The sequence below is a fragment of the Type-D symbiont of Plautia stali genome (assembly GCF_001485335.1).
Lineage (GTDB): Bacteria > Pseudomonadota > Gammaproteobacteria > Enterobacterales > Enterobacteriaceae > Pantoea > Pantoea vagans_C.
In genome coordinates this window covers 13,298-37,102 of record NZ_BBOC01000038.1, presented here as the reverse complement: position 1 = coordinate 37,102, position 23,805 = coordinate 13,298, and the positions used below count along the sequence as shown (strand labels likewise).

Sequence of the window (23,805 nt, the reverse complement as noted above, 5' to 3'; positions counted from 1 at the left end):
ACTCCTTATGCCACCACCGGCAGTGCGCCGGTGCAGTAAGCGTGTTCCAGCGTGCGGTTCAGCACCGGATCGTGCAGCGCCATACGGAATTCACTGGCTGGGCGAATCCCCCCAATAGCGCCCAGGGTGCCACACGACATCGCCACGCCCTCTTGCGCCTCTTCACCCTCCAGATATCGTGTCATCAGATCTTGCGGCGTGAGCAGTGAAGCCAGCGAACCTTGCTGATAAATCACCCATTCGCCCTCTTCCTGAATCCACGAGGTCAATTCCAGCGAGTCCCAGTGTTCAGCAACCTCGCTCATGCGCCACGCATGTCGGGCAACCGGTTTAATACACGCCTGTTTGGAGAGCGCCACGCTGAAGGTTTCCAGATAGCGGTCGGTATGATCGGAGGTTAACGAAACCCACCATTCGCCCTGATGGAAGAACACGAAAGGCTCGGCCTCACCGGAGGTTTCATTGCCCACCACTTCCAGCGATGATTGCTGGCTGAGTTGGTTAGTGGCTACGCGATAGAACAGCGGCACTGCACCAGGAGCGGGCACGCCAAGCGCCTCAAGTTCCCTGATATGGTGCATGACGGCATCCATGTCGCGCCCTGCCCAACCCGCGACAATGAAACGATTGACCTCAACATCTAGCGTGGTAGCGGCGTTATCGCCTGTTGTGAACTGCAGGTGCATGAGAAGATCTCCGTTTGAAAAATTACTGTGAGATTTCACTGTGATTTCAAACTAGCGATTTTCATGCCACTTTTTTGTGTAATATGTCTCAAAGGTAAAAAAAGGAACGTAGTGATGAGTGAGTCAGTGACCGAAAATGTGAACCCAGCCAGTCCGGAGAAGAGCCTTTCGTTAAATGAACAGGCCTATCTGGCGTTCAGACACAAGCTCATCACGCTACGCTACAAACCCGGTGAATATTTAAATACGGCTCAGGTCATGGATGATCTGGATATGGGGCGCACGCCCATCAACCAAGCCATTCATCGTCTGGCAACCGAGGGTTTACTGCAGATCATTCCCCGTAAAGGTGTAATGGTCGCCCCGCTTTCGATTGACGACGCGCTGGAGCTCATTGAAGTGCGATTGGTCAACGAAACGCTGTGCGTTGAACTCGCCAGCCAAAAGGCGCTGGCGTCGCAAATTGATCAGTTGCGTGACCTGAATCAGCAAATTGCCCGGGCGAGCGAATCCCGTAGTAAAGAGAAGATGATGTTGCTGGACCGTGAGTTTCATCAGGTGCTGGCGGATATCGCCGGAAACAGCCGACTTGCCGACATTCTCAGTGTGATCCATGCGCAGGCACAGCGATTTTGGGCAACAACGCTATCGAGTGTTGTGCATATGGATGAGGTGATCGCGGAACACAACGAAATTATTGATGCGCTGGCATCCGGTGATACGCAACGTGCTGCCGATGCGGCACGTGCGCATATTTTTTCATTTAAGCGCGCCCTGTTGACGACCTGATGAGCAGCGTATCAAAGGAGGCGCTCTGGGTGAACGCTCTCCTTATCGCCAAATTTCAGGCGCGCGTTTCATGTCAAGATTAACGCGCGCTTCCCACTTTCCTGCGGTTGTGAAAGCGCTTTTTCTTTTTGCTGTGGACCATAGCGTAGACAGAATAAATAATAATCACGCACAAAATAAATACTAAGGATAATAAACTCACGACAGACATACTCAGCCTTATTATTTCGTCACAATGCCTTTGGCGATATAGATTAATGCACGTTCAGAGAATGTACTTTTAATGTGCAGTCTTCGCTTGCAGTAGGAAAAGTTATTTTTGATCGTCGATCGACTACGTTGCATCAACAACGCAATATCTTCAATCGCTAAGCCTAGTGATTTCATATAAATGATCTGCATGCTTTGCAATGAAAGCTTCACAGAACCTTTATCATGCATTATCACTGCGCTCATGATGTAGCACATTAATTCATTAATCGGTGCGTGCATTGAGACGAAATGAATACCTTGATATATCTCGGCGCTGTCTGGATCGCTGGTTAGCACAAAAATATAGGCACTCTTACCGTAGATCTTCCTTAACCTGAACACATCCAATACTTTTGCTTCCAGCGTCGTAGAGCAGGCATTAACGATGATGATGCTGCTGCATTTATGCTGTTGTGGAAACCTGGCCATCATGGTTTCTGACAAGCCAAGCGTCGTAAACCGGCAATCAGAATAGATGATGAGCGAGGTTAATCCGATATGGAAAACCCTGGCGTTTTTGAGTGGCACGTTTATACCTAGACTAAGCTATTTCGCTTAGAAATTATTTTAAATGATTAGCTGCTGTGCACAGTAAAACATACGCTGCAACTCACCCAGGATAAAGGTTATTTCATTATAATTTCGTTGTCTTTGCGAAAAGCTTACGTAACTTTTAATGCAGGCATGTTTAGGAGTGTATTAATTCGCTCATATATCAGTCTTAATGTTTATATAACCTTTCACTTCCAGTCATTTAAAATAAATGCAGTCATTACTTAAAATTCTAAAATTTCAATTATTAATGAGGGGGCGTCATAGCTTAGAGGCGACATTGATATATTAAAGCCGGATGCCCTTTATTCGTGCATCCGGCTGGGGGAAAATCACTTAATGCTTCACACTCAGCAATCGCTTACCCATACCCTCCTCACGCGGCGCAGAAGGATTGATATCGCAGTTGCGTGGCAGCAATGCGGTGATAATGCCTGCAACCACCAGCGATCCCGCCAGCCAGCATACGGCCACATTCTGCCCATACAGCATCGTCATGATGCCAACCAAATAGGGTCCGCAGAATCCACCCAGGTTACCCAACCCGTTAATCACCCCACGCGCGCTGCCTGCCACTTCAGGCGCAGCAAGACGGCCAGGAATGGACCAGAATGGACTGGTCGCGGCTTTCAGGAAGAAGCCACATACCACCAGCGCGATGTAGGACGCCACGACATTGCTGTGCAGTACCACAGAGGCCAGCAGCGCGGCAGCAAAACAGAACAGCGAGACCATCACCCATAAGCGGCGTTTTCCGGTACGATCGCTGAGCCAGGAGATGGCATAGATCCCGAGAATGGTCGCCACAAAGGGCACCGCGGCTAACAAGCCCACGCCAGCCATATTGCTGCCGGTCAGGTTTTTCAGGATGCTGGGCAGCCACAATGTGTAGCCGTAATCACCGGTTTGATAGAAGAAGTTCAGGGCGACCAGTTTCATCAGACCTGAATTGCGGAAGACGGCGCTTAGCGGCGCTTTGCTCACCGGTTCAATGCTGCGATGCGCTGCACGCTCGCGGGTTAACTGCTCAAGCAAATAGGCCTTTTCACGGGCAGGTAACCAACGCGCCTCTTCAGGACGGTCAGCAATCACCAGCCACCACACCAATAGCACGACTGCAGACAGCAAGCCTTCAATAATAAACAGCCAGCGCCAGTCGAGGGCATTAATGATGTAACCGGAGATCGGTGCGGTAAACATGCCGCCAAGCGGTGCAAACATCATGACGAAGGCATTGGCGCGCCCCAACTCTTTTTCCGGGAACCAGTTGCTCACCATGGTTAACACCACTGGCAGCATGCCCCCTTCGGAGATGCCGAGGACAAAGCGCAATGCCAGCAGTTGGTAGTGATTGGTGACAAAGCCAGTAGCAATCGATACCACCATCCACGCCACCAGCGACCAGGCGATAAAGCGTTTACCGCTGCCATTCACCGCAATACGCCCGCCCGGCACCTGTAAAAACAGATAACCAATAAAGAAGATGCCGCTGACCATACCGGCCATCTGGCTGGTGATCGCCAGGTCCTGATCCATGCCGCCAGGCAGCGCGAAACTGATGTTCACGCGATCCATAAACGAGATAATGCAAGTAATCAGAATCGGGGCAATAACGCGATACCAACGTGTTCCGGGGATTTTCTCGTGCATAACGCCCTCTCTCTTAAAGCAACACTACGTAAGAAGCTCAATGGCTTCTTATTAAAGAGAGTTTGGGAATTATTATTGCGATCCTAATCACTCGGATGAATGTTAAGAAACTGTGTTACTTATGGCGTGATCGAGAGTGCACAAATCAATGTGATAACGGTTGTTGAGCGCGGAAATGCAGCTTCAAGCGAGGAGGATTCATTAATAAAGGTGATAAAAAAGGCACGGTGTAACTTGAAGGCGTAACACGCTTTCATCGAGGTCGCCGTTAATCGCGTAATGCTTCTGACGATAACGCCGTCTGGAGCCGCACCGGGGCTGGCGGTCCTCGCACCGCTACGCGGTACCTTCGCTTCATTCGTCTGCCTTACGGACCGGTGCCGATGGAACATCCATGTTCCAGCGCCACCTTTCGCCCGCGTCCTGCGGGCTCTCCTGGCATACTCTCTCCGTTCAGCGCTGCGGATGCCTGCCCCGGTGCGGCCCCAGCCAGCTCATTAGCTTCAGTGCGGGTTGTCAAAAAGGCCACTGTGTCTAATGCTCTGACACCTCTGCTGCACCCTCAGGCTATCCACAGCGCAGAGACTTTTAGGGAGCCCCACGCTTGCGGCGCATTACACGCCAGACGGCAATTCCCGCCAGCAATATGATGATCGCGCCAATCATTCCCGGCAGCATCAGCGGTTGCAGACGCGCCAGCAGCGGCGGATGCCCCCCTTTCCGCACCCACGCCACATCGCCTGCGGTGACCGTCACAGCGGCATTACCGTAATGCGCCAGTACGAAGTTACTGATGTCCGCGACTTGCTGATCGTTCAGTTTGTCAACGTATGACGGTGAGCTGAAGCCGGGCATCAACACCTGATGGTCAGCGGTGTCGCGCTGTACGCCAAACAGGATGGCGGCAATCAGGTTATTGGGATTGCGCAGTCCGGTTGCGGTGTTGTGGAACAGCGAAGGATAGGCCTGATTGCTGCTGCCCGCTCCATCCGGCTGATGACAGCTGGCACAGTTGCCGCTAAACAGCGCGGCACCGTTATCCAGCGAGTGATTCGCGTTATTTGGATTGCGTCCGCGCACACTATTTTCCACATCATAAGGCGCACCGTAGCTGAACGCCGGGAGCGTATCGCCGTCATCGCGAATCGGCGTTGTGCCTTTCAGGTAAGTGGCAATCGCGCGCAGATCGCTGTCCGGCAGATATTGCAAACTGTGCTCGACCGCTTCCGCCATTCCGCCCGCCGCCTGATTTTTGCCTGGCGCGCGCCCGGTTTTCAGATACTGCACCAGTTCGTCATCGCTCCAGCCACCAATCCCGCTGATAGCATCCGAGGTGATGTTGGGCGCATACCAGCTTCCCAGCGGCCCGCCCGCCAGCGGCTGATGTTGCTGCTCCTGCATCATAAAACCGCGTGGCGTGTGGCAGGTGTTGCAGTGTGCCAGGCCGTTCACCAGATAGTTACCGCGATTCCACTCGGCACTTTTACTGCCGTCGTTCTGCCACATCTTGTCGTTGGCAAACATCATGTTCCAGAAGCGCATGCTAAAGCGCAGGTTGAACGGGAATGGCAAATCAGTTTCTGGATTGTGTTGCGCCTGCGCTTTCACGCCATGCATCATGTAGTAATAGAGCGCATGCAGGTCGCTATCGGTCATCATGCTGTACGAAGTGTACGGCATTGCTGGGTAGAGTTGTGCCCCATCCGCACGCACGCCGTGACGTACCGCATCCGAGAATTGCGCCTCAGTGTAGTGACCGATTCCGCTGCTGTCCGGGGTGATGTTGGTGGCGTAAATCGTGCCCATCGGCGAAGCGATACCGTACCCACCGCTGTAAGCGGTTTTGCTGCCCGGCGCGGTGTGGCACGCCTGGCAGTCCGCGGCAGTGGCCACCTGCTCGCCCTGATGTAGCAAACTCACATCAAGCGGTTCCGCCTGGGCGCCACAGGCGATCAACGTGGCTAACAGAAGTGCTCTCATGCGAACTCCTTCATGCGCAGGCTGATGTCATGTGCGGCTTTCAGGCCGAGTGCTGCCATGGTCAACGTGCTGTTCACCACGCTGGCAGATGGAATCGCGCCGCCACCCGGCAACCACAGGTTTTCATGGTCAAATGCACGGCAGTTGCCATCTACCACCGCATCCTTACCGCTGGAGCCCATGATCACGCCGCCCATGATATGGTTGTTGGCGTTCAATCCTTTGCTGATGGCAAACTCTTTGCCGTTGAACAACTTGCCGATCTTCTCCAACTGCTCGTGCGACACTTCCGCGCCTTTGCGCACGTAATCCCCCACGTCGTAGTAGATATCCGGGCAGGCCAGTCCATGTGGATCTTTGCGCGTTTTGCTCAGGGTTAGACGGTTCTCTGGATCGGGCAGTGGCTCCAGGCTGATGGAAATGTCCACGCTGTGTACTGAGCGATAGCGAATCTCTTCATCCAGCGCTTTGCCCACCAGCCCTTTCTTCAGCGCCTGCTGGGTGGCGGCTACCACTCGAGAAATATTATTCAGAATCATTTTGTTAGCGGAATAATCACGACGGAACTCCCCATCGCGATAACCCACCATACAGCTGCTCTGCGCCGGGCCACGCCCCAGCCACACCGGCTCTTCGGTGAGGAATGAACAGTGGAAACCGGAGTGATCCATCATGTTGCGGCCCACCATATCGGAACCGTTGGCGATGCCGTTCGGATTGCCGCCGTTAGCAGCCAGCAGCAGCAAACGCGGGGTTTCAATTCCGTTACACGCCAGGGCGAAGGCTTTGCCGCTGGCCTTATGCGATGCGCCAGAAGCATCCTTCCAGTGCACGGCGGTGATGCGGTTATTGCCATCAGTATCGATTTTGTAGACGACCGCCTCGGCCAGCACCACTGCACCGTTACGCTCAGCACGTTCGATGTGGTGAATGCCGTTATACATGGCGCCAATCGGGCAAATCGGCTGACAGTTATTGTTGCCGCAGCAGGTAGGACGCCCTTCCCACGGACGCGTGCTGCGCCCTTGAGGAATCGGCACCAGGTTATAGCCATGCGGATTCACTACGCTGGCGAAGTAGTTATCGCCGTGCGCGAACGGCACCATATCCATCGGATACGGCTGGCTACGTTCAGTCGGCGACTGCATGCTGACGTCATTCGGACCCGCCACGCCAATTTCGTTTTCTGCCCGGCAATACCAGGGCTCCAGTTCGTCATAGCTTATCGGCCAGTCACGCCCGACACCGTATTTGGACTGCATCACGAAATCGCTGGGATGATGACGCCAGCACGATGCCGCCCAGTGCCAGGTGGTGCCGCCCACGGTACGGAGGTAACCCTGCTGGAAACTGGAGGCATTCGGTCCCGTGACGTTGACATAGTTGTTTGGCGGGAAATACAGCGGCGCAGGGGCAAATTTGGATTGCGGGTACAATCCCTGAAAATCTGACCCGGCGCGATTGGCGAACGGCATGTTGCGCCAGTTTTCGACCGCTTGCGCACGATCTATACGTAAACCTGCTTCCAGTACCAGCACCGAGTAGCCCTGGCTGACGAGTTCGTTCGCCATCAAACCACCGACCACACCTGAGCCCACAATCACAATATCTGCGGAGGCATCACCCTGCGCAGTAAACGTTGGTTTTTTCATGATTTTTCGTCGTTTTATTTTTGAGGAAATTACAGCTGTTCGAGATGACCGTTGTGCTCATCCGGTACCGGTGCGGTCCACCAGATCGGGCCGTTGCCGCAGTAGGTCGGCACCACCAGACCATCGCTGACCGTCTGATACATCAGCGCCTGTTTGTAAGCCACCAGGGTGCCGTGATAGTCATCCCCTACCGTGCCGGTGTACCAGGCGGTGACGATTTGATAGAGGAAATCGTGCAGCCCCGCGCTGCTGGCCTTGGCCAGAAAATCCTGCGCGCTGATTTGCGGGGTTATCAAGGTCGTGAGTTGCGCCAGTCGCGGGACAAACTGCGTGTCACGCGTTGCCATCACCTCGTAAAAACGTGCTGCCAGCGCCACATCCAGATGCTGGTGTTCAGTGATGGCTTGCGAGACGCGAACAAACTGTTTCACCGCGTCACTGGCGTGAATCACGCCAGCGGCCAGTGCCCGTCCTGGCAGGGCGGCGACTGCGCCCGTCACGGTTAAGCCAAGCGTGGCCAGCAGGAATTCCCTGCGAGTGGAACCGGTTCCATTTTTACTGACAGAAACGGTTTCGGGTGCAAAATGTCGTTTCATGGGGTTACCTGATGCTAAGAAAAGAGGAGTAAGCCGAACGGCGCTATCCTAACGACTAAGTTGCAAAACTGTTATCAGGATTTGAACGAAATCCCATTATTCAGTGTGGGAATAGCTCTAAATGATAATTTAGGTCAAAAATTGTTGGGTCTGAGATAGTTGCAGTGCGCAATATCGTTGCACCGCACATACAACGAGCAAGTTCGTCGCAGGCTCGCCATTTATGACGACCAAACAGCACTAAAGTAGCCAGCATGGTTCACCGCTCATCACACTCAGGCAAAATAAGAATAGCGGTGATAAATCAACAGCGGGGTTTTGATGTCATTGACTGACCGTTCACTGATTGGCTGGTTGAATATCGCCAGACACTGCTCGATCTCGCGTCGCATATCATGACCCAACACCATATCCATTACGCCACGTTCCAGCAGCACACGGCTGGACTCGCTAAGTTCGTGACCGATAAAGACCACCTGATCCTGCACGCCGTAAGCTTCCAGCGCTTTTGCCACCCCTTCATTTCCCCCGGCGGTATTGTAAATGCCCGCCATCGGTTTCCCCTCGTCGAGCCATTTTTTTACGCTGTGCCAGGCGGTCTCCGCTTCGTCATTGATGTTGACGCGATCGCGAATCGTTAGCCACGGGAAGGCTTCGCGTAACACGCGGCGGAAGCCAATTTCACGCTCCTCTTGCGTGCGATAGGTCGAGCTGCAGATCAGCAGAATGTTACCTGGCTGCTGTGGCGGCAACATGCGGCCCATAAACCAGCCCGCCGTCGCACCCGAGGCGATTTGATCGATGCCGACGTATGCAGTACGGCGAGAGTTGGGCAGATCGCTGGTGAGACAAATCACCTGCACGCCGTCAGCGATGGCGGCTTTGACCGCACGATTGATCTTCACATCATCGCGACAAACCAGAATGATACCGCTCACCTCAGCGGCGCGGCGTTCAATCAGCTGACTGAAACGTTCAGCATTGAACTGGGCACTCGGTAAAGTATCAATGCTGATGCGCAACTGCGGTCGTTCCGCCATCACCGCGCGCGCCTGACGCTCCAGATGCCCGAGGAAGCTGGTGCCAGACTCACACAGAATAGCCACGCACTGTACGCCTGCATTGCGGCTCTCCTCTCCGGCAAGCATGCCCAACCGCGCCATAGCGCTTTCGACTTTTTTACGCGTTACCTCGCGTACGCCTTCACGTCCATTGAGTACCCGGTCCACCGTAGCCGGGCTGACGTCCGCTTCCTGCGCAATGTGCTTAATGGAAGGCGATTTCCAGTTGTGTTGCGTCATGACGATTCCTGATGTCTTCCACCTCGATAGGCAAACAATATCCCGATAAGTTGATACAAATCAAATTGATATAACACTATGAATTTCAATCAATACTTAGTTTCTGAGGTGTTAAACATCAAATATCCATGTGATCGACCTCATCTTTTCACTCTCCTTTTTCGGCTTTGTTTTGACTTAACAGCAGGCAAAATCGATTAATAGCGCCATCACCTGTTGCCCTCAAAGGAAATATAAAATGCTCAAAGTTGCTCTGTTAGGTGCTGGTCGTATTGGTCAGATTCACGCCGGGAATATTGCTGCGCATCCGCAATGTCGTCTTGCTTACGTGATGGATGTCTACGCGCCTGCTGCCAACGCGCTGGCTGAAAAATACGGTGCCACCGTGGCGGATCTGGACACTATTCTGGCAGACAGTTCTATTGATCTGGTGGCGATTTGCAGCGCCACTAACACCCACGCTGATTTGATTGAAGCCGCCGCGCGCGCCAAAAAAGCCATCTTTTGTGAGAAGCCGGTGGACTTAAGCCTGGCGCGCGTCGAGAAGTGCTTAGCCACAGTGCGTGATGCGGGTGTGCCGTTGATGATTGGTTTTAACCGTCGTTTCGATCCGAGCATGGCGCATTTGCAGGCCTGCCTGCGTGACGGTGAAATCGGTGAGACGGAGTTGGTCACCATCAGTTCACGCGATCCGGGTGCACCACCTGCCGACTATGTCAAAGTCTCAGGCGGTTTGTTCCGCGACATGACGATTCATGACTTTGATATGGCGCGCTGGTTGCTGAATGAAGAGCCGGTATCGGTATACGCCAGTGCCGCAGCACTGACAGACCCGGATATCAAGGCGTTGGGTGATGTGGACACCGCTGTGGTCACGCTCACCTGCGCCAGTGGCAAGATGGCAGTGATCACCAACAGCCGTCGCGCCAGCTACGGTTACGATCAGCGTATTGAGGTACACGGCAGTGAAGGAATGTTGCAGGTCACCAACCAGCTAGAATCGCAGTTGGTGAAATCGGTCGCTAATGGCGTGGTGGCACAAAAACCGCAGCACTTCTTCCTGCAGCGTTACGCCGATGCTTATCGCAATGAGTTAGCGACCTTTATCGAAGCCTTAGCTAAAGGTGAAGGCCACTACCCAAGCGGCAATGATGGCTTGCAGGCGTTGTTATTGGCGGATGCGGCGCTGGCATCGCTGAAGAGCGGAAAGCCGGTGGCACCGCAGTCGTTGTTGTCGTAACCCGCACAGCTCGTAGCGGCACGATTTATCGTGCGATTTAAAAAGGCGCGCAATGAATTGCGCCGCTACGATTTAGCCCTTAGCGCTGTGGATGATTCACTTCCAGTGGACGCAGGTCGAACAGCAGTACTTCGGCATTATCGCCATTGCTGAACTGCAGCGCAGTTTCATTACGCACGCGCGCACCGTCACCTTCTTTGAACTTCACGCCGTTCACTTCAATGCTGCCGCGAGCCACATGAATATAGGCGTAACGGTCGGCACTTAACTCGAAGGTTTGCTGCTCTGCACCATCAAACAATCCCGCGTAGATGCGGATATCCTGGCGCACGCTCAAGCTACCATTCTGCCCTTCTGGCGAGATGATCAACCGCAGCTGGCCACGTTTGTCACTCTCAGCCACTGAAACCTGCTGATAGCCGGGCTGGCTATTGCGCTCGGCGGGCACAATCCAAATCTGCAGGAAGTGCACGTTATCACTTTTTGAGTGGTTGAACTCGCTGTGCGTCACGCCGCTGCCGGCACTCATCAACTGCACATCGCCAGGGACGATAACCGAACCAGTACCCATGGAATCTTTATGTTCCAGCGCGCCTTCCAGCACATAGGAAATGATCTCCATGTTGTTGTGTGGATGTGCACCAAAACCGCGACCCGGCGCGACGCGGTCATCGTTGATCACCAGCAGATCAGAAAAACCGCTCTGTTTTGGATCCCAATAGTTAGCGAAAGAAAAAGTATGATGCGAGTTCAGCCAACCGTGGTCACCCACTCCGCGTTGCTCTGACAGACGTTGTTCAATCATGGTGTGCTCCTCAAATGTGCTGTGGATTGGCGGTTGCCCTTCCGAATGAGGATAAGTATACGTAAACTGATTCGCTCAACAATGCGCTGAAACGACAATGACTGTCACATTTGAGTGGACAATATGCAGATAGAAGATCTCCGTATTTATGTTGCCGTGATTCAGGCCGGTAACTTTACCGCCGCCGCCGAGCAGTTAATGCTGTCGAAGCAATATGTCAGCCGCCGCATAGCTGCATTAGAGGAGTCACTCGGTGCCCGCTTGCTGAATCGCAATACGCGCAAATTATCCGTAACGGATAACGGCCAGATCTTTGCCCAGCACGCGCAGCGTATTCTGGATGATATACAGGAAGCCGAGCAGGCCGTGTCCGGGCGGCAGCAGGTATTACAGGGCAGCTTTCGTCTTAGCGTGCCGATGTCTTTTGGCATCAGCCATCTGTCACCCTATATCGCCGAGTTTCTCAGCCAACATCCAGGATTGCAGTTCCAGGTGGAACTGGCCGATCGTTATGTCGATATGGTGGGTGAAGGTTTCGATATGGCGATTCGTATTGGCACCCTGCCCGATTCCAGCCTGATTGCCAAACGTTTGGGGGTGTTCCGCCGCGTGATTTGTGGCAGCCCGTCCTATATTCAGGGCGCGGGCGCACCGCGTGAACCCGAGGATCTGTTGCAGCACGCCTGCCTGCGCTATGGGCGCGAAAGCCAGACCGGTTGGGAGCTGTTTAACGGCGACCAGCGTAAAGTGATGGCGGTACAGGGGCCGATGGTCAGTAATAACGGAGAGATGCTGCGCGATGCCGCTGTGGCGGGGCTGGGATTGATTCTATTGCCTGAGTTTATTGTCGCGCCGGCCATCGCCCGTGGTGAATTGATGACAGTGCTCGATGCGTGGCAACCCGCGTCGCTAAACCTGAATGCGCTCTATCCGCAGCATCGACAACGCAGCGAAGTGAACCGGGTGTTTATGACGTTTTTGCAGGAGAAACTGGCGGGGGCTTGAAAACCAGGGCGCCATTAATGGCGCCCCTACAACAGCTTAAACCGTAGGGTGCGCATTTATGCGCACCAGCTTAGATGCCACTTTCGTGCGCAAAAGTGATCGACTTTCTGCGCGCATCGCGAACCGCAATGCCGTGGATCAGCAAGCCAAACACCGCGAGGATCGCACCGACCCAGCCGGTGGATTGCCAACCGAGACCGGCAGAGATGGTCACGCCACCGAGCCACGCGCCCAAGGCGTTCGCCAGATTAAACGCCGAATGGTTGAGCGCTGCCGCCATGGTTTGCGCATCGCCCGCCACATCCATCAAACGGATTTGCAGCACGCTTGCCAGCGCGACCATGGTGCCAACCAGCATCACGTTAAGCGAACCCGCAAACGCATAGTGTGCGGTGAACACGAAAGCACTCAGCACCAGTACCGACCAGATCAGCACCAGACGAATGGTTTTCTCCAGACCGCGATCGGCCAGTTTTCCGCCCACCACGTTGCCGATGATCATACCGAAACCAAACAGCGCCAGTACCGCCGGGATCCAACTCACCGGCATTTGTGCCAGTTCGGTTAGCGTTGGCTTGACGTAGCTGAATACTGAGAACAGACCACCACTGCCGATGGCACCAATCGCCAGCGTCAACAGCACCTGCTTACGCGTCAGTGCGGAAAGCTCTCGCAGCGGGCTGGCCAGTTTGTCACCGGCGACATTTGGCACCCACATGCCGACCAGTACCAACGTCAACAGCGCCAGTACCCCGACAATCGCAAAGGCTTCACGCCAGCCAAATATCTGACCAATCGCGGTCACCGCAGGCACGCCGAGCAGGTTGGCGATGGTCAACCCAAACAGCACCATCGACACCGCCTGCGCGCGCTTTTTGCGCTCAACTAATCCGGCGGCTACCAAGGCGGCGACACCGAAAAAGGTGCCATGCGGGAAACCGGCGAGAAAACGCGCCAGCAGCATTGAGTAGTAACCCGGCGCGATGGAACTCAGCAGATTGCCTGCCGCAAACAGGCCCATCAAAGTCATCAGGAAGTTACGGCGTGAGGCGCGCGCACCCAGTATGGCTAACAGCGGCGCACCAATCACCACGCCCAGCGCGTAAATACTGATCAAATGGCCCGCTGAAGGAATCGAAACGTTGAGCCCTTTAGCTGCATCAGGCAGCAAGCCCATGATGACAAACTCGCCGGTACCAATGGCAAAGCCACCCGTGCCGAGCGCAAACAGCGCTTTCAGCACGCTGGCGCGCGGCAGCGATGCCTCGTCCGGCAACTGATTAAGTGGGGGTTGAACAGATGACATGTTTTTCCAGAAACGCAGGTGAAGAATTCAGTGCAGATCGTGGTCACGCCATCGTCTGCCTGAAAGGATTAAGCGGCATATGATAACTGATTTAGGGGTGAATTGAATGACAGACAATTATGTGGCGGCTAATTAATTCTTTGCGGTCGCCATAAATGGCGACCCGACCTGAAAGGATACCGTTTATCGTAGGGTGCGCATTGATGCGCACCGGGCGGTTATCGTTGTTGGGCCAACAATGCTGCCCCCATCATTCCACCATGGTGGGCAAACGCACCTGGCACCACTAACGGGTGCTGCGTACTGCGCAGCACATAACGTTGCACTTGGTCATTCAGCGCATTGATCAACGGCGTCACCGAGGCCAACCCGCCGCCGACCGCCACCAGCGATGCGCCAGTGATATTAATGGTGTACGCCAGCGGCTGGCTCACCAGTTGCAACCACACCTGAATCGTAAGCGCTGACTGGGCTTCCTGCTGCTGCCACCCCGTGATGATATCGACGCTGCTGGCGTTCACCTGATGCAATGTACGATGCAAATTCTCCAGTCCACGCGCACCACCATAACTGTCGAGACAACCCCTTTGCCCGCACGGACATGTCTGGCGTGGCAAACGGAGGGTTTCACCCGCGATCTCAATCTCCGTCTGAGTAATGGGGCCATGGCCCCACTCACCGGTCAGGCCATTCTGTCCGGTAATAATGCGCCCATCGGCCACCAATCCACCGCCCACCCCGGAACCAAGAATGGCACCAAACACCACTTTGTGCCCTTTGCCCACGCCAGCCAGCGCTTCGGCATAAGTGAAGCAGTCAGCATCATTGTGCACAATAACGTTACGTTGTAACGAATCGCCCAGCGACTGGCTGAGATTACGCTGATGAAAAGCCGGAATATTGCTGGCAAACATCTCACCTGTGTCCGGTGCCACAATGCCCGCGGTGGAGATCGCCAGCGGAGAATTGATGCAGAAATGCGCGTGATGTTCCGCAATCATGCGAACAATCAGTGCGGTAAAATCTGACCAACTGTGCGCGGGAATTTTTTGCTGATCGAGGATCGTTAACTGCTGCTGCGCATCCATCACGCCCAGCTTGACGAACGAACCACCGAGATCGAGGCAGATCACTGCCGGTGTTGTACTCATAAACGTTTATCCATGACATCGCGCAGGCCGTCGCCCAGCACATTAAAGCCCAGCACCGTAATCAATATCGCCAGTCCGGGGAACAGCGATACGTAAATATTCAGGCCAAGAAAGTTACGCCCATCGCTCATCATGGTGCCCCACTCTGGCATCGGCGGTTGCACCCCTAAACCCAGAAAAGACAAACTGGCCGCCGACAGCACCACCGCACCCGCCGTCAGCGTCGATTGCACAATCAATGGGCCAATCGAGTTACGTAAGATGTAATGGGTGATGATGCGTGGATAGCGCACGCCCAGCATGTGCGCCGCCTCAATGTACTCCATATTCTTAAGGCCAAGCGTCAGGTTACGACTGAGACGGGCGTACACCGGAATTGAGAACAATGAAATCGCGATTAACATATTGGCCAGCCCTTCGCCGAGCACACTCACGATCAGAATCGCCAGCACAATGCCGGGAAAAGCGAAAATAATATCCATCACCCACATCACCAGCGCATCGATTTTACGGCCCGCCAACCCGGAGATGATACCGAGCGGAATGCCGATCACCATCGAGATCGCCACGCTCAGGCAGACCTCAAATAACGTAATGCGCGCACCGTGAATCACGCGGGAAAAGATGTCCCGACCGTAGTCATCTGTACCAAACCAGTGTGCGGCCGAGGGGGCCTGCAAGGTGTTCAATAAATCCTGCTCCACCGGATCCCAATGCGTCAGTAACGGTGCCAACCCGGCCGCCAACACCACCAACAATACCAGCCCGCCGCCGATGGCGATCGATGGGTTACGCAACAGAAAGCGCAGCATTTGACGGTGTCGCGAGCGCGCAGGCAGCACCGAAGTATCGAGGCTGTTCATCAATCGAACCTTATTTTTGGATTGAGCAGACCAATCAGGATTTCACCCAGCAAATTCATCAGCACCACGCCTGTCACCGCCACCAGCGTGACGCCCTGAATCACCGGATAGTCACGGTATTTCACCGAGTCCACCAGCAGACGACCAATACCGGGCCAGTTAAACACCGATTCCGTTACCACCGCGCCGCCAATCAGGCTGCCGAAGTTGAGCGCCACTATGGTGACGATCGGGATCAGCGCATTACGCAGCGCGTGTTTCCAGTGAATGCTGGCGGAAGGTAACCCTTTGGCCTTGGCGGTGCGGATGTAGTCCTGGCTCAGCACATCCAGCATGCTGGAACGCGTCATGCGGGCAATCATCGCCATCGGCAAAATCGCCAGCGTGACGGTGGGCATCACGTAGTTTTTCCATGAGTCCGCCCCTAACAGCGGCAGCCAACCCAACTCCACCGCAAAATAGTTCATCGCTAACAGCGCCAGCCAGAAGTTGGCGATGGAGGCCCCGGCGATGGTGAGCACCATGACGATTTGATCGGGAATGCGTTGGCGATAAATAGCACCGGTCATCCCTGCGGGCACACCAATGGCAATCGCCAGCAAATACGCCAGCGCCGCCAGCGATAGGGTGTAAGGCAGTCGTTCGCTGATTTCGGTGATCACCGGACGCTGAGACTGTAAGGATTCACCCAGATTGCCATGCAAAGCGTCGGTGGCGAACTTGACGTATTGCAGCGGCAGTGGCTGATCCAGCCCCAACCGGATGCGCATATTGTCTACCGCTTCCTGTGGCGCTTCCGGCCCCGCCATCAGGCGTGCCGGATCGCCCGGCAACGCGCGGATGGCGATGAACACGATGATCGAGACGCCGAAAATAATCAGCGGCAGCGAGAGCACCTTCTTCGCAACGTACGCTTTCATCGATCAGTTCTTCACCGCATCACGAACCACAATCTGTCCGCCGGGCTGCATAGTGACGCCGCTGATATTTTTACGCGAGGCGTAAAGATCGTCCTGATAGAACAGCAACACCTGCGGCGCTAATGCGCTGATCTGTTTCTGTGCCTGGAAATAGAGATCTTTGCGTTTCGCATCGTCAAGGGTAGAGGCAGCGGTATCGATTAAATCATCGGTTTTCTTGTCGCTGAAGAAGCCCAGATTCGCCCCACCTGGCGCAAAGCTGGCGGTGTGATAGAGCGGGCGCAGTTGCAAGTCAGAGCCATACAGACCCGATGACCATGAAGCCAGCACCGCATCGGTACCCTGCTGGGCTTTCTCTTTGGCGTCCGCAAAGGCGGCTTTGGTCCAGACGCCGCTTTCCATCTGGCGCACGTTGAGTTTTACACCGATTTTACTCCACATCCCCTGCAACACCTGTGCGGTACGCGCATCCGGTGCCTGCACAGCAATCGACATGCTAAAGCCATCGGCATAGCCTGCCGCTTTCAGCAGATCTTTGGCTTTCTGCACATCATACGGGTAATCATGCAAACTCTTGTCGTAGTTGGCATCCACGGGTGCCAGTTCGGAGTTGGCCGGTTGCGCATAACCAAACATAATCGCCTTCACCAACGCCGTCTGGTCGGTTGCCAGGTTAAGGGCCTGGCGCACTCGCACATCACTCAGTGCTTTGCTCTGCGTATTGAGATCCACCCAGAACACCGCTGCTCCCGGTGACTGTTTCAAATTCACGTTGGGATTGTTTTTCAACATCCCGGCAAATTGCGGCGGCACCGGGTTAATAATATCTACCTGGCCTGACTGCAGCGCCATGTTCATGACGGAAGGCTCACTGCTCCACGTCCATTTAATTTCATCAGGCCCGCTGGATTCGCCCCAATAATCGCTGTTCTTCTGCTCCAGCACGTATTCGCCGGATTTATATTGCACCAACTTATAAGGCCCGGTTCCGTCAGCTTTATTGTTGATGCTGCCCGCTTTATCGGCGGTTGGGCTGACCATTAAACCAGGGCCGGATGCCAGCACGGTTAAAAACGCCGGATTAATTTTTTTCAGCTGGAATTCAACGGTTAAATCATCGGTTTTCTTCACGTCCTGAATAAAGGTGCGGATTTTTCCGCTGCCCGCCAGTCCGCGTTTAGTGTCTAAATGGCGCTGGAAGTTTTCCACCACTGCATCGGCATTAAACGGCGTGCCATCATGGAATTTCACGTTAGGACGCAGCTTAAAGGTCCAGTGCAATCCGCTGCTGTCCGCGCTCCACGACAGTGCCAACGCGGGATTAATTTTTCCGTCATCACCCAGACGCGTCAGGCCTTCGTACATCGGGTCCAGCACCGTGCCGGTGAACGTCGCCGTTTGGTTGCCGGGGTCCATGCTACGCGGAGGCTCGTTCTGCATGATAACCAACTGACTCGCCAGTGCGGCGGAACTCATCATCGACGCCACAATACAACCGGCCAGCGTCAGTACCTTGAAATGCTTAAGTGTGCTTTCCATGAAGGCCCTCAATGAATCATTGAAACGTTCGGTGAAATAACCTCGCTATATAAGGCACATTCTCTAAACAAAAGCCAAGATGCTGGTTCATATATTTTACTTATAGTTAGATCTGCGTTCATAAAATTAACTAAATAACGTTGAATTTGTTTTTCAGCCTTATTATTGTCAGGGCATATCGCTATTGCAGTGAGAAACTGAATGCTCAATGCCCACCAGCAACAAATTCTGCGCCTGCTTATTGCCTCACACGGCTTGAGCCGCACCGCTATTGCGGAAAACATGAAGTTGAGCAAAGCCGCCATTAGCACGCTGGTTAAAGAGATGCTGAATGCCGGATTACTGGAAGAGAGCATTCCAGAATCAAACGGTCAGGGGCGTCCGTCGGTATTACTTAAAATGCGTGCTGACAGCGCCTATTTCCTCGGTGCCTCGTTGCTGGGTGAACAGGTTGTGATGGTGCTGATCGACATGCACGGCTTGGTGTTGGCCAGCACCCAAATGGCGCTCAATCCTGATCCGCAACAGCTGAGTGCAGCCCTGGCTGCGGCTATTCCAGGCTTAATAAAACAGCAAGAGATTTCAGCCGACCAACTGATTGGCTTAGGTGTGACGTTGTCTGGCTTTGTAGATGAAAATCAGGCTGTTTGCGTGCAGTCCGCCCTGCTTGGCTGGAAGGACGTGCCGCTGGCTGAGATGCTTAAACAGCAAACGGGTCTCGACGTATCGCTGGAGAACGATGCCAAGGCACTGGCGGTCAGCGAGAAAATTTTTGGCGTGGCGAAAAAAGCGCGCAACTTCACCCTGATTTCGCACGGCGACGGCATTGGATCAGCCCACTTTTTCCAGGGCCAGTTGCATCGCGGCGCACACGGCGGCGCGGGTGAAATTGCTCACTGCACCATTGAACCTGGTGGTCGCCCTTGCCGCTGCGGTAAACGCGGCTGCCTCGACACCCTCGCCTCGCTCACCGCTATTCGCGAAAGCGCGCGGGAGAAGTCGCTGGACGCGCACACCCTTGCGGCGCTGGAAACCCAGGCGGTGAAAGGCAACAGCGCGGCGATCAGCATTTTGCACCAGGCAGGACATGCGCTGGGCCTCGCCATCGCCAATATCATTCAGATGAACGATCCTGAGCTGATTGTCATCGCCCATCAACCTCAGGCTTTCGACGGCCTGCTTAAAACCGTGGTGATGCAATCAATAGACACCCACGTGTTGCCATCCATGATGGGCAAGACACCGATTTCTACCATCGAAATTCATACCGAGAGCTGGGCGCGTGCAGCGGCCAGCGTGGCGGCATATCGATTTATCATTCAATTACCTGACTAGCGGAGGCTGTATGCGCATTGCTTTTGGTGGCATTCACACGGAGTGCAGTACCTATAACCCGGTGCTGAACTATGCCGACGACTTCCGTATCGTGCGCGGTCAGGATCTGCTGACCAATCCGTACTTTGCCTTTTTGCAGGATTACGAAGCGGAGTTTCTGCCGACCTTTCATGCGCGCGCCATCGCCGGTGGTCCCGTTGCCCGCGTTACCTACGACGATTTCAAACAGGATTTCCTCACCCGCCTGCAAGCGCATCTGCCGGTTGACGGTGTGTATCTCGCCATGCACGGTGCGGTGTATGTCGAAGGCATGGAAGATGCCGAAGGTGACTGGATCAGCGCCACGCGTGAACTGGTGGGGCCGGATTGCCCTATTACCGTGAGCTATGATCTGCACGGTAACGTCACGCAGCGCATCATCGATGCCATCGACATGTTCTCCACCTATCGCACCGCCCCGCACATCGATGTGGAAGAGACCATGCGCCGTTCGGTATCGATGCTGGTGAAAAGCCTGCAAACCGGCGTCAAACCGGGCGTGGTATGGGCACCCATTCCGGTGGTGCTGCCGGGTGAACGTACCAGTACCGAAGACGAGCCGGCAAAAAGTCTGTATGCGCGCTTGCCGGACATCAACGACCTGGAACACATCTGGGATGCGTCACTGATGGTCGGATATGTCTGGGCCGATGAGCCTCGCGCCACGGCTGCCGCGATCATGACCGGCACCGACGCCGATGTGCTCTCGGAGCAGGCAGCAAAGCTGGCACTGGCTTACTGGCAAGCGCGTGATGAATTCTGCTTCGGTTGTGTGACAGGCAGCACGGAAGCGTGCGTCGCCATGGCGATAGCCAGTGAAACTGCGCCCGTGATCCTCGCTGATTCGGGCGATAACCCAACCGGAGGCGGCGTGGGCGATCGCGCTAATATGCTGGCGGAGTTGATTCGCCAGGGTGCACAAGGCGTGATCGTCGCAGGCATCACTGATAAACCGGCTACCGAAGCGGCTTTTGCTGCCGGTGTCGGGGCAAAACAGCACCTGACGGTGGGCGCGACTCTCGATCCCGCTGGCGGTAAAGTCAGTGCGGAATTTGAAGTGTTGTTGTTGAGTGACGATCCCCGCTCACTGGCGAAACAGGCGCTGCTGAAAACCGGCGATATCACGGTCGTGGTGGCCGATCGTCGTCGTCCTTATCACAACATTGCTGATTTTGAACTGCTGGGTCTGCATCCCGCTCAGGCCAAAATTGTGGTGGTGAAATCGGGTTATCTGTCACCCGAGTTAGCCCCGCTGGCCAATCCTAATCTGATGGCACTGTCAGAAGGGGTGGTAGATCAGTACGTGGAACGCCTGGAGCGCAAACGTAAACTGCAACCCGCCTACCCGTTTGATACCGACTTCGACTTCCTGCCAGTCAGCACCCGCTCGGCTCGCTTTGTGGCGGCAAAATGAGTCAGCAACCGGTATTGCAGGTAGAAAACCTCACCGTTGCCTTTCGTCACGACGATCGCTGGCGCGAGGTGGTCAGGAACGTTTCGCTGACCATTAACGCCGGTGAGACGCTGGCGATTGTCGGAGAATCAGGCTCAGGCAAAAGCGTCACCTCAATGGCGATCATGCGCCTGCTGAATATGCGCCACGCACGCGTGACCGGCAGAGTAATGCTGAACGGCGTTGACCTGTTGAGTCTGAGTGAAAAAGCGATGCGGGACATTCGCGGCAACGCGGTGGCGATGATTTTTCAGGAGCCGATGACCAGCCTCAATCCCTCTTTCACTATCGGTAATCAAATTGCCGAAGCGCTGATTAACCATCGCAATATCAGTAAACGCGCGGCGCGTGAAGAGACCATCCGCCTGCTGGAAAAGGTGCGCATTCCCAATGCGGCCAAACGCTTTGACGATTATCCACATCATTTTTCGGGCGGAATGCGCCAGCGTGTGATGATTGCTATGGCGCTGGCATTAAGGCCAAAACTGCTGATTGCCGATGAACCCACTACCGCGCTGGATGTCACCATTCAAGGGCAGATTCTTGACCTGATTAAAACACTGCAAGAGGAAGAAGGCACCGCCGTGCTGTTTATCACTCATGATATGGGTGTGGTGGCGGAAGTGGCCGATCGCACCCTGGTGATGTACCAGGGCGATGTGATGGAAACCGGCAGCACAGCGGATATTTTCTCCGCCCCCGCTGCGGACTATACGCGTACGTTAATCGCCACTGTGCCGCAGCTCGGCGCAATGCGTGGCATCGCGGGTCCACAGAAATTTGTGTTAAAAGGCGATAATAGCGCGCCACAGCCCGCACGCCCCGACACCTCGCAACCGTTGCTGTCGGTCAAAAATCTCAGTACCCGTTTCAGCATCCATGAAGGGCTGTTCAGCCGCAAAACCGGCGCGGTGCACGCGGTGGAAAACATCTCCTTTGATTTGATGCCCGGCGAAACCTTATCTCTGGTGGGTGAGTCCGGCTGTGGCAAATCCACCACGGGGCGATCCCTCACCCGTCTGGTGAAAGCCGATGCGGGTGAAGTCGCTTTCGACGGTTATGACGTGCTGAATTTATCGCATCAGGAACTGCGCCAACTGCGCTGTGCCATGCAGATGATTTTTCAGGATCCGTTTGCCAGCCTTAATCCGCGTATGTCGGTGCTAGAGGCGCTGACTGAGCCGTACCTCCAGCACCAACTCGGCAGCAAACAGGCCGCACAGCAAAAGGCCGCTGAGTTGATGGAACGCGTGGGTTTATCGACTGCGATGATGAAACGCTACCCCCATGAATTTTCCGGCGGTCAGCGCCAGCGTATCTGTATCGCGCGGGCTTTGATGCTCGATCCTAAAATGATCATCGCCGATGAGTCCGTCTCTGCCTTGGATGTCACGGTCAAAGCGCAGATCATCAATCTGTTGCTCGACCTGCAAAGCAGTCTGGGTCTGTCGTATCTGTTTATTTCGCACGATATGGCGGTGGTTGAACGCATTAGCCATCGCGTGGCGGTCATGCTATTAGGTGAGATCGTCGAGATTGGCCCGCGCGCCGCCATCTTTGAAAATCCACAGCATGACTACACGCGCAAGTTGCTGTCATCGGTGCCTTTGCCCGATCCCTCACGCCGCCATCTCAAACGCCATCTCGACGTCAGTGAACTGAAAAGCCCGGTGCGTCCGCTGGGATTTGTGCCCGAAGCGCGACGGTATCGTGAGGTGAGCGCGGGCCATTGGGTGATGGAGAGTTAGAGCAGGCGTAACAGCCGCGCCGGGTTTCCGGCGTAAACGCCTTTCTGGGTAATATCTTTGGTCACCACACTACCAGCCCCGATCACCGCGCCGTCGCAGATGGTCACGGCCAGGATGGTCGCGCCACTGCCAATCGACACGTCATTTCCTATACGGATGCGCCCCCAACTTGCGCTGTCAGCATTGGGTTTGCCGTCGCGAAACATGTCGTTGGCGAACATCACACCGTGGCCGATAAAGCAGTTTTCCCCGACCGTGACATACTCACAGACAAACGTGTGTGATTGCACCTTGCTACCACGGCCAATCACGGTATGTGCCTGGATTTCAACAAACGGACCGATAAACACGTCATCATGCAGAGTACAGCCATAGATATTGCTGGGCTGGTAGATGGTCACGTTACTGCCCATTTCAACGTTTTTGACTGCTGCTTCGCGTAAATTCGCCTGCATTCTTGCTCCTGTCTACCCGATGCGCATCAATGCGCCCCCTACAATATCCATCCACCATTATCGCGCGTATTTGAAGCCTTATTGCGCGCGATTTTAAAACCGTATTGCCTATACTCAACGCGCAATAAATTTCGCCGCTACGGGTACGGCAATCTATTGATTAATAGAGTAATCACCTCATAAACCTGTTATATAAGTTCGCTAATTTCGGCGCAACATCTTGTAAAGGTTACACGATTTTAAAAATTAGCCATCGCTTTCTCTTACAATGCAATGAAGCGGTTACGAGTCACGGCTAACCTCCTGAAAGTCAGAAAAAGCGACTTGCACCATTTCATGTTAGAGCCTTCAAACCCTATTACGAGATGATGTAATGCATTGATTTAAAATGATAATATTTTTATAAATCCACTCGTTTACTATTGCGCATTCTTCAGCGGGTGATAAGATGACTGCAGATTTTTTATTGGCTTGCCGTTAAATTTCAA

The 23,805-nt window shown here is 54.4% G+C and carries 21 protein-coding genes; 6 read left to right on the top strand and 15 right to left on the bottom strand.

Annotated features, from left to right (window positions below; translation table 11 throughout):
* Positions 1–5 precede the first annotated feature (5 nt).
* Positions 6–686 (bottom strand): DUF2848 domain-containing protein, encoded by a 681-nt coding sequence (locus PSSD_RS13525; protein WP_058972592.1) that lies wholly within the window; start codon positions 684–686, stop codon positions 6–8.
* Positions 687–800: 114 nt separating this feature from the next.
* Between PSSD_RS13525 and PSSD_RS13520 the strand changes: the two genes are divergently transcribed.
* The gene (locus PSSD_RS13520; protein WP_058972591.1) at positions 801–1,475 is read left to right on the top strand and encodes a GntR family transcriptional regulator; all 675 of its coding nucleotides are present in this window, start codon (positions 801–803) and stop codon (positions 1,473–1,475) included.
* A 222-nt stretch (positions 1,476–1,697) separates the two neighbouring features.
* Here the strand turns inward: PSSD_RS13520 and PSSD_RS13515 are convergent, their stop codons facing one another.
* The 7 genes from PSSD_RS13515 to PSSD_RS13490 all read right to left on the bottom strand — a co-directional run bounded on the left by PSSD_RS13515 (position 1,698) and on the right by PSSD_RS13490 (position 9,458).
* Positions 1,698–2,255 carry a hypothetical protein gene (locus PSSD_RS13515; protein WP_153011438.1) on the bottom strand — a complete coding sequence of 186 codons (558 nt, stop codon included), beginning with the start codon at positions 2,253–2,255 and terminating at the stop codon, positions 1,698–1,700.
* A gap of 360 nt (positions 2,256–2,615) precedes the next feature.
* Entirely contained in the window at positions 2,616–3,929 is a 1,314-nt protein-coding gene (locus tag PSSD_RS13510) for an MFS transporter (RefSeq protein ID WP_039332565.1), read from the bottom strand.
* 367 nt (positions 3,930–4,296) lie between these two features.
* Positions 4,297–4,449, bottom strand: coding sequence for a hypothetical protein (locus PSSD_RS27750; RefSeq protein WP_167347674.1), 153 nt, complete (start codon positions 4,447–4,449; stop codon positions 4,297–4,299).
* A 68-nt stretch (positions 4,450–4,517) separates the two neighbouring features.
* Positions 4,518–5,909 carry a c-type cytochrome gene (locus PSSD_RS13505; protein ID WP_058972589.1) on the bottom strand — a complete coding sequence of 464 codons (1,392 nt, stop codon included), beginning with the start codon at positions 5,907–5,909 and terminating at the stop codon, positions 4,518–4,520.
* On the bottom strand, positions 5,906–7,561 hold the full coding sequence (locus PSSD_RS13500) for a GMC family oxidoreductase (protein WP_058972588.1): 1,656 nt from the start codon (positions 7,559–7,561) through the stop codon (positions 5,906–5,908). Before PSSD_RS13500 ends, PSSD_RS13505 begins: the two co-directional genes overlap by 4 nt.
* A gap of 29 nt (positions 7,562–7,590) precedes the next feature.
* Positions 7,591–8,157: a sugar dehydrogenase complex small subunit gene (locus tag PSSD_RS13495; RefSeq protein ID WP_039332568.1), complete on the bottom strand. Its 567-nt coding sequence runs from the start codon at positions 8,155–8,157 to the stop codon at positions 7,591–7,593.
* A 275-nt stretch (positions 8,158–8,432) separates the two neighbouring features.
* A complete protein-coding gene (locus PSSD_RS13490; protein WP_058972587.1) occupies positions 8,433–9,458 on the bottom strand; it encodes a LacI family DNA-binding transcriptional regulator in 1,026 nt (341 codons plus the stop codon).
* 238 nt (positions 9,459–9,696) lie between these two features.
* On the opposite strand from PSSD_RS13490, the gene iolG reads away from it, so the two are divergent.
* Positions 9,697–10,698, top strand: coding sequence for an inositol 2-dehydrogenase (gene iolG / locus PSSD_RS13485; protein WP_058972586.1), 1,002 nt, complete (start codon positions 9,697–9,699; stop codon positions 10,696–10,698).
* A gap of 79 nt (positions 10,699–10,777) precedes the next feature.
* On the opposite strand, the gene PSSD_RS13480 is transcribed toward iolG, so the two are convergent.
* On the bottom strand, positions 10,778–11,503 hold the full coding sequence (locus PSSD_RS13480; RefSeq protein ID WP_039332571.1) for a pirin family protein: 726 nt from the start codon (positions 11,501–11,503) through the stop codon (positions 10,778–10,780).
* 123 nt (positions 11,504–11,626) lie between these two features.
* Between PSSD_RS13480 and PSSD_RS13475 the strand changes: the two genes are divergently transcribed.
* A complete protein-coding gene (locus PSSD_RS13475) occupies positions 11,627–12,508 on the top strand; it encodes a LysR family transcriptional regulator (protein WP_058972585.1) in 882 nt (293 codons plus the stop codon).
* Between the two features lie 70 nt (positions 12,509–12,578).
* On the opposite strand, the gene PSSD_RS13470 is transcribed toward PSSD_RS13475, so the two are convergent.
* From PSSD_RS13470 to PSSD_RS13450, 5 genes are all read right to left on the bottom strand, one after another.
* Positions 12,579–13,814 (bottom strand): MFS transporter, encoded by a 1,236-nt coding sequence (locus PSSD_RS13470; RefSeq protein ID WP_058972584.1) that lies wholly within the window; start codon positions 13,812–13,814, stop codon positions 12,579–12,581.
* Positions 13,815–14,032: 218 nt separating this feature from the next.
* The gene (locus PSSD_RS13465; RefSeq protein ID WP_058972583.1) at positions 14,033–14,965 is read right to left on the bottom strand and encodes an ROK family protein; all 933 of its coding nucleotides are present in this window, start codon (positions 14,963–14,965) and stop codon (positions 14,033–14,035) included.
* Entirely contained in the window at positions 14,962–15,828 is an 867-nt protein-coding gene (locus tag PSSD_RS13460) for an ABC transporter permease (protein ID WP_058972582.1), read from the bottom strand. The genes PSSD_RS13465 and PSSD_RS13460 overlap by 4 nt, the downstream gene beginning before the upstream one ends.
* The gene (locus PSSD_RS13455) at positions 15,828–16,748 is read right to left on the bottom strand and encodes an ABC transporter permease (RefSeq protein WP_058972581.1); all 921 of its coding nucleotides are present in this window, start codon (positions 16,746–16,748) and stop codon (positions 15,828–15,830) included. Before PSSD_RS13455 ends, PSSD_RS13460 begins: the two co-directional genes overlap by 1 nt.
* 3 nt (positions 16,749–16,751) lie before the next feature.
* Entirely contained in the window at positions 16,752–18,287 is a 1,536-nt protein-coding gene (locus tag PSSD_RS13450; protein ID WP_058972580.1) for an ABC transporter substrate-binding protein, read from the bottom strand.
* Between the two features lie 201 nt (positions 18,288–18,488).
* Here PSSD_RS13450 and PSSD_RS13445 point away from each other — a divergent pair, with 201 nt between their 5' ends.
* The 3 genes from PSSD_RS13445 to PSSD_RS13435 are packed head-to-tail and all read left to right on the top strand — an operon-like array spanning position 18,489 to position 22,862.
* A complete protein-coding gene (locus tag PSSD_RS13445) occupies positions 18,489–19,622 on the top strand; it encodes an ROK family transcriptional regulator (protein WP_058972579.1) in 1,134 nt (377 codons plus the stop codon).
* Positions 19,623–19,632: 10 nt separating this feature from the next.
* A complete protein-coding gene (locus PSSD_RS13440; protein ID WP_058972578.1) occupies positions 19,633–21,075 on the top strand; it encodes a M81 family metallopeptidase in 1,443 nt (480 codons plus the stop codon).
* Positions 21,072–22,862 carry an ABC transporter ATP-binding protein gene (locus PSSD_RS13435; protein ID WP_058972577.1) on the top strand — a complete coding sequence of 597 codons (1,791 nt, stop codon included), beginning with the start codon at positions 21,072–21,074 and terminating at the stop codon, positions 22,860–22,862. Before PSSD_RS13440 ends, PSSD_RS13435 begins: the two co-directional genes overlap by 4 nt.
* Here the strand turns inward: PSSD_RS13435 and PSSD_RS13430 are convergent.
* Positions 22,859–23,317 (bottom strand): acyltransferase, encoded by a 459-nt coding sequence (locus PSSD_RS13430; protein ID WP_058972576.1) that lies wholly within the window; start codon positions 23,315–23,317, stop codon positions 22,859–22,861. The two genes, PSSD_RS13435 and PSSD_RS13430, sit on opposite strands and share 4 nt — an antisense overlap.
* Positions 23,318–23,805 lie beyond the last annotated feature (488 nt).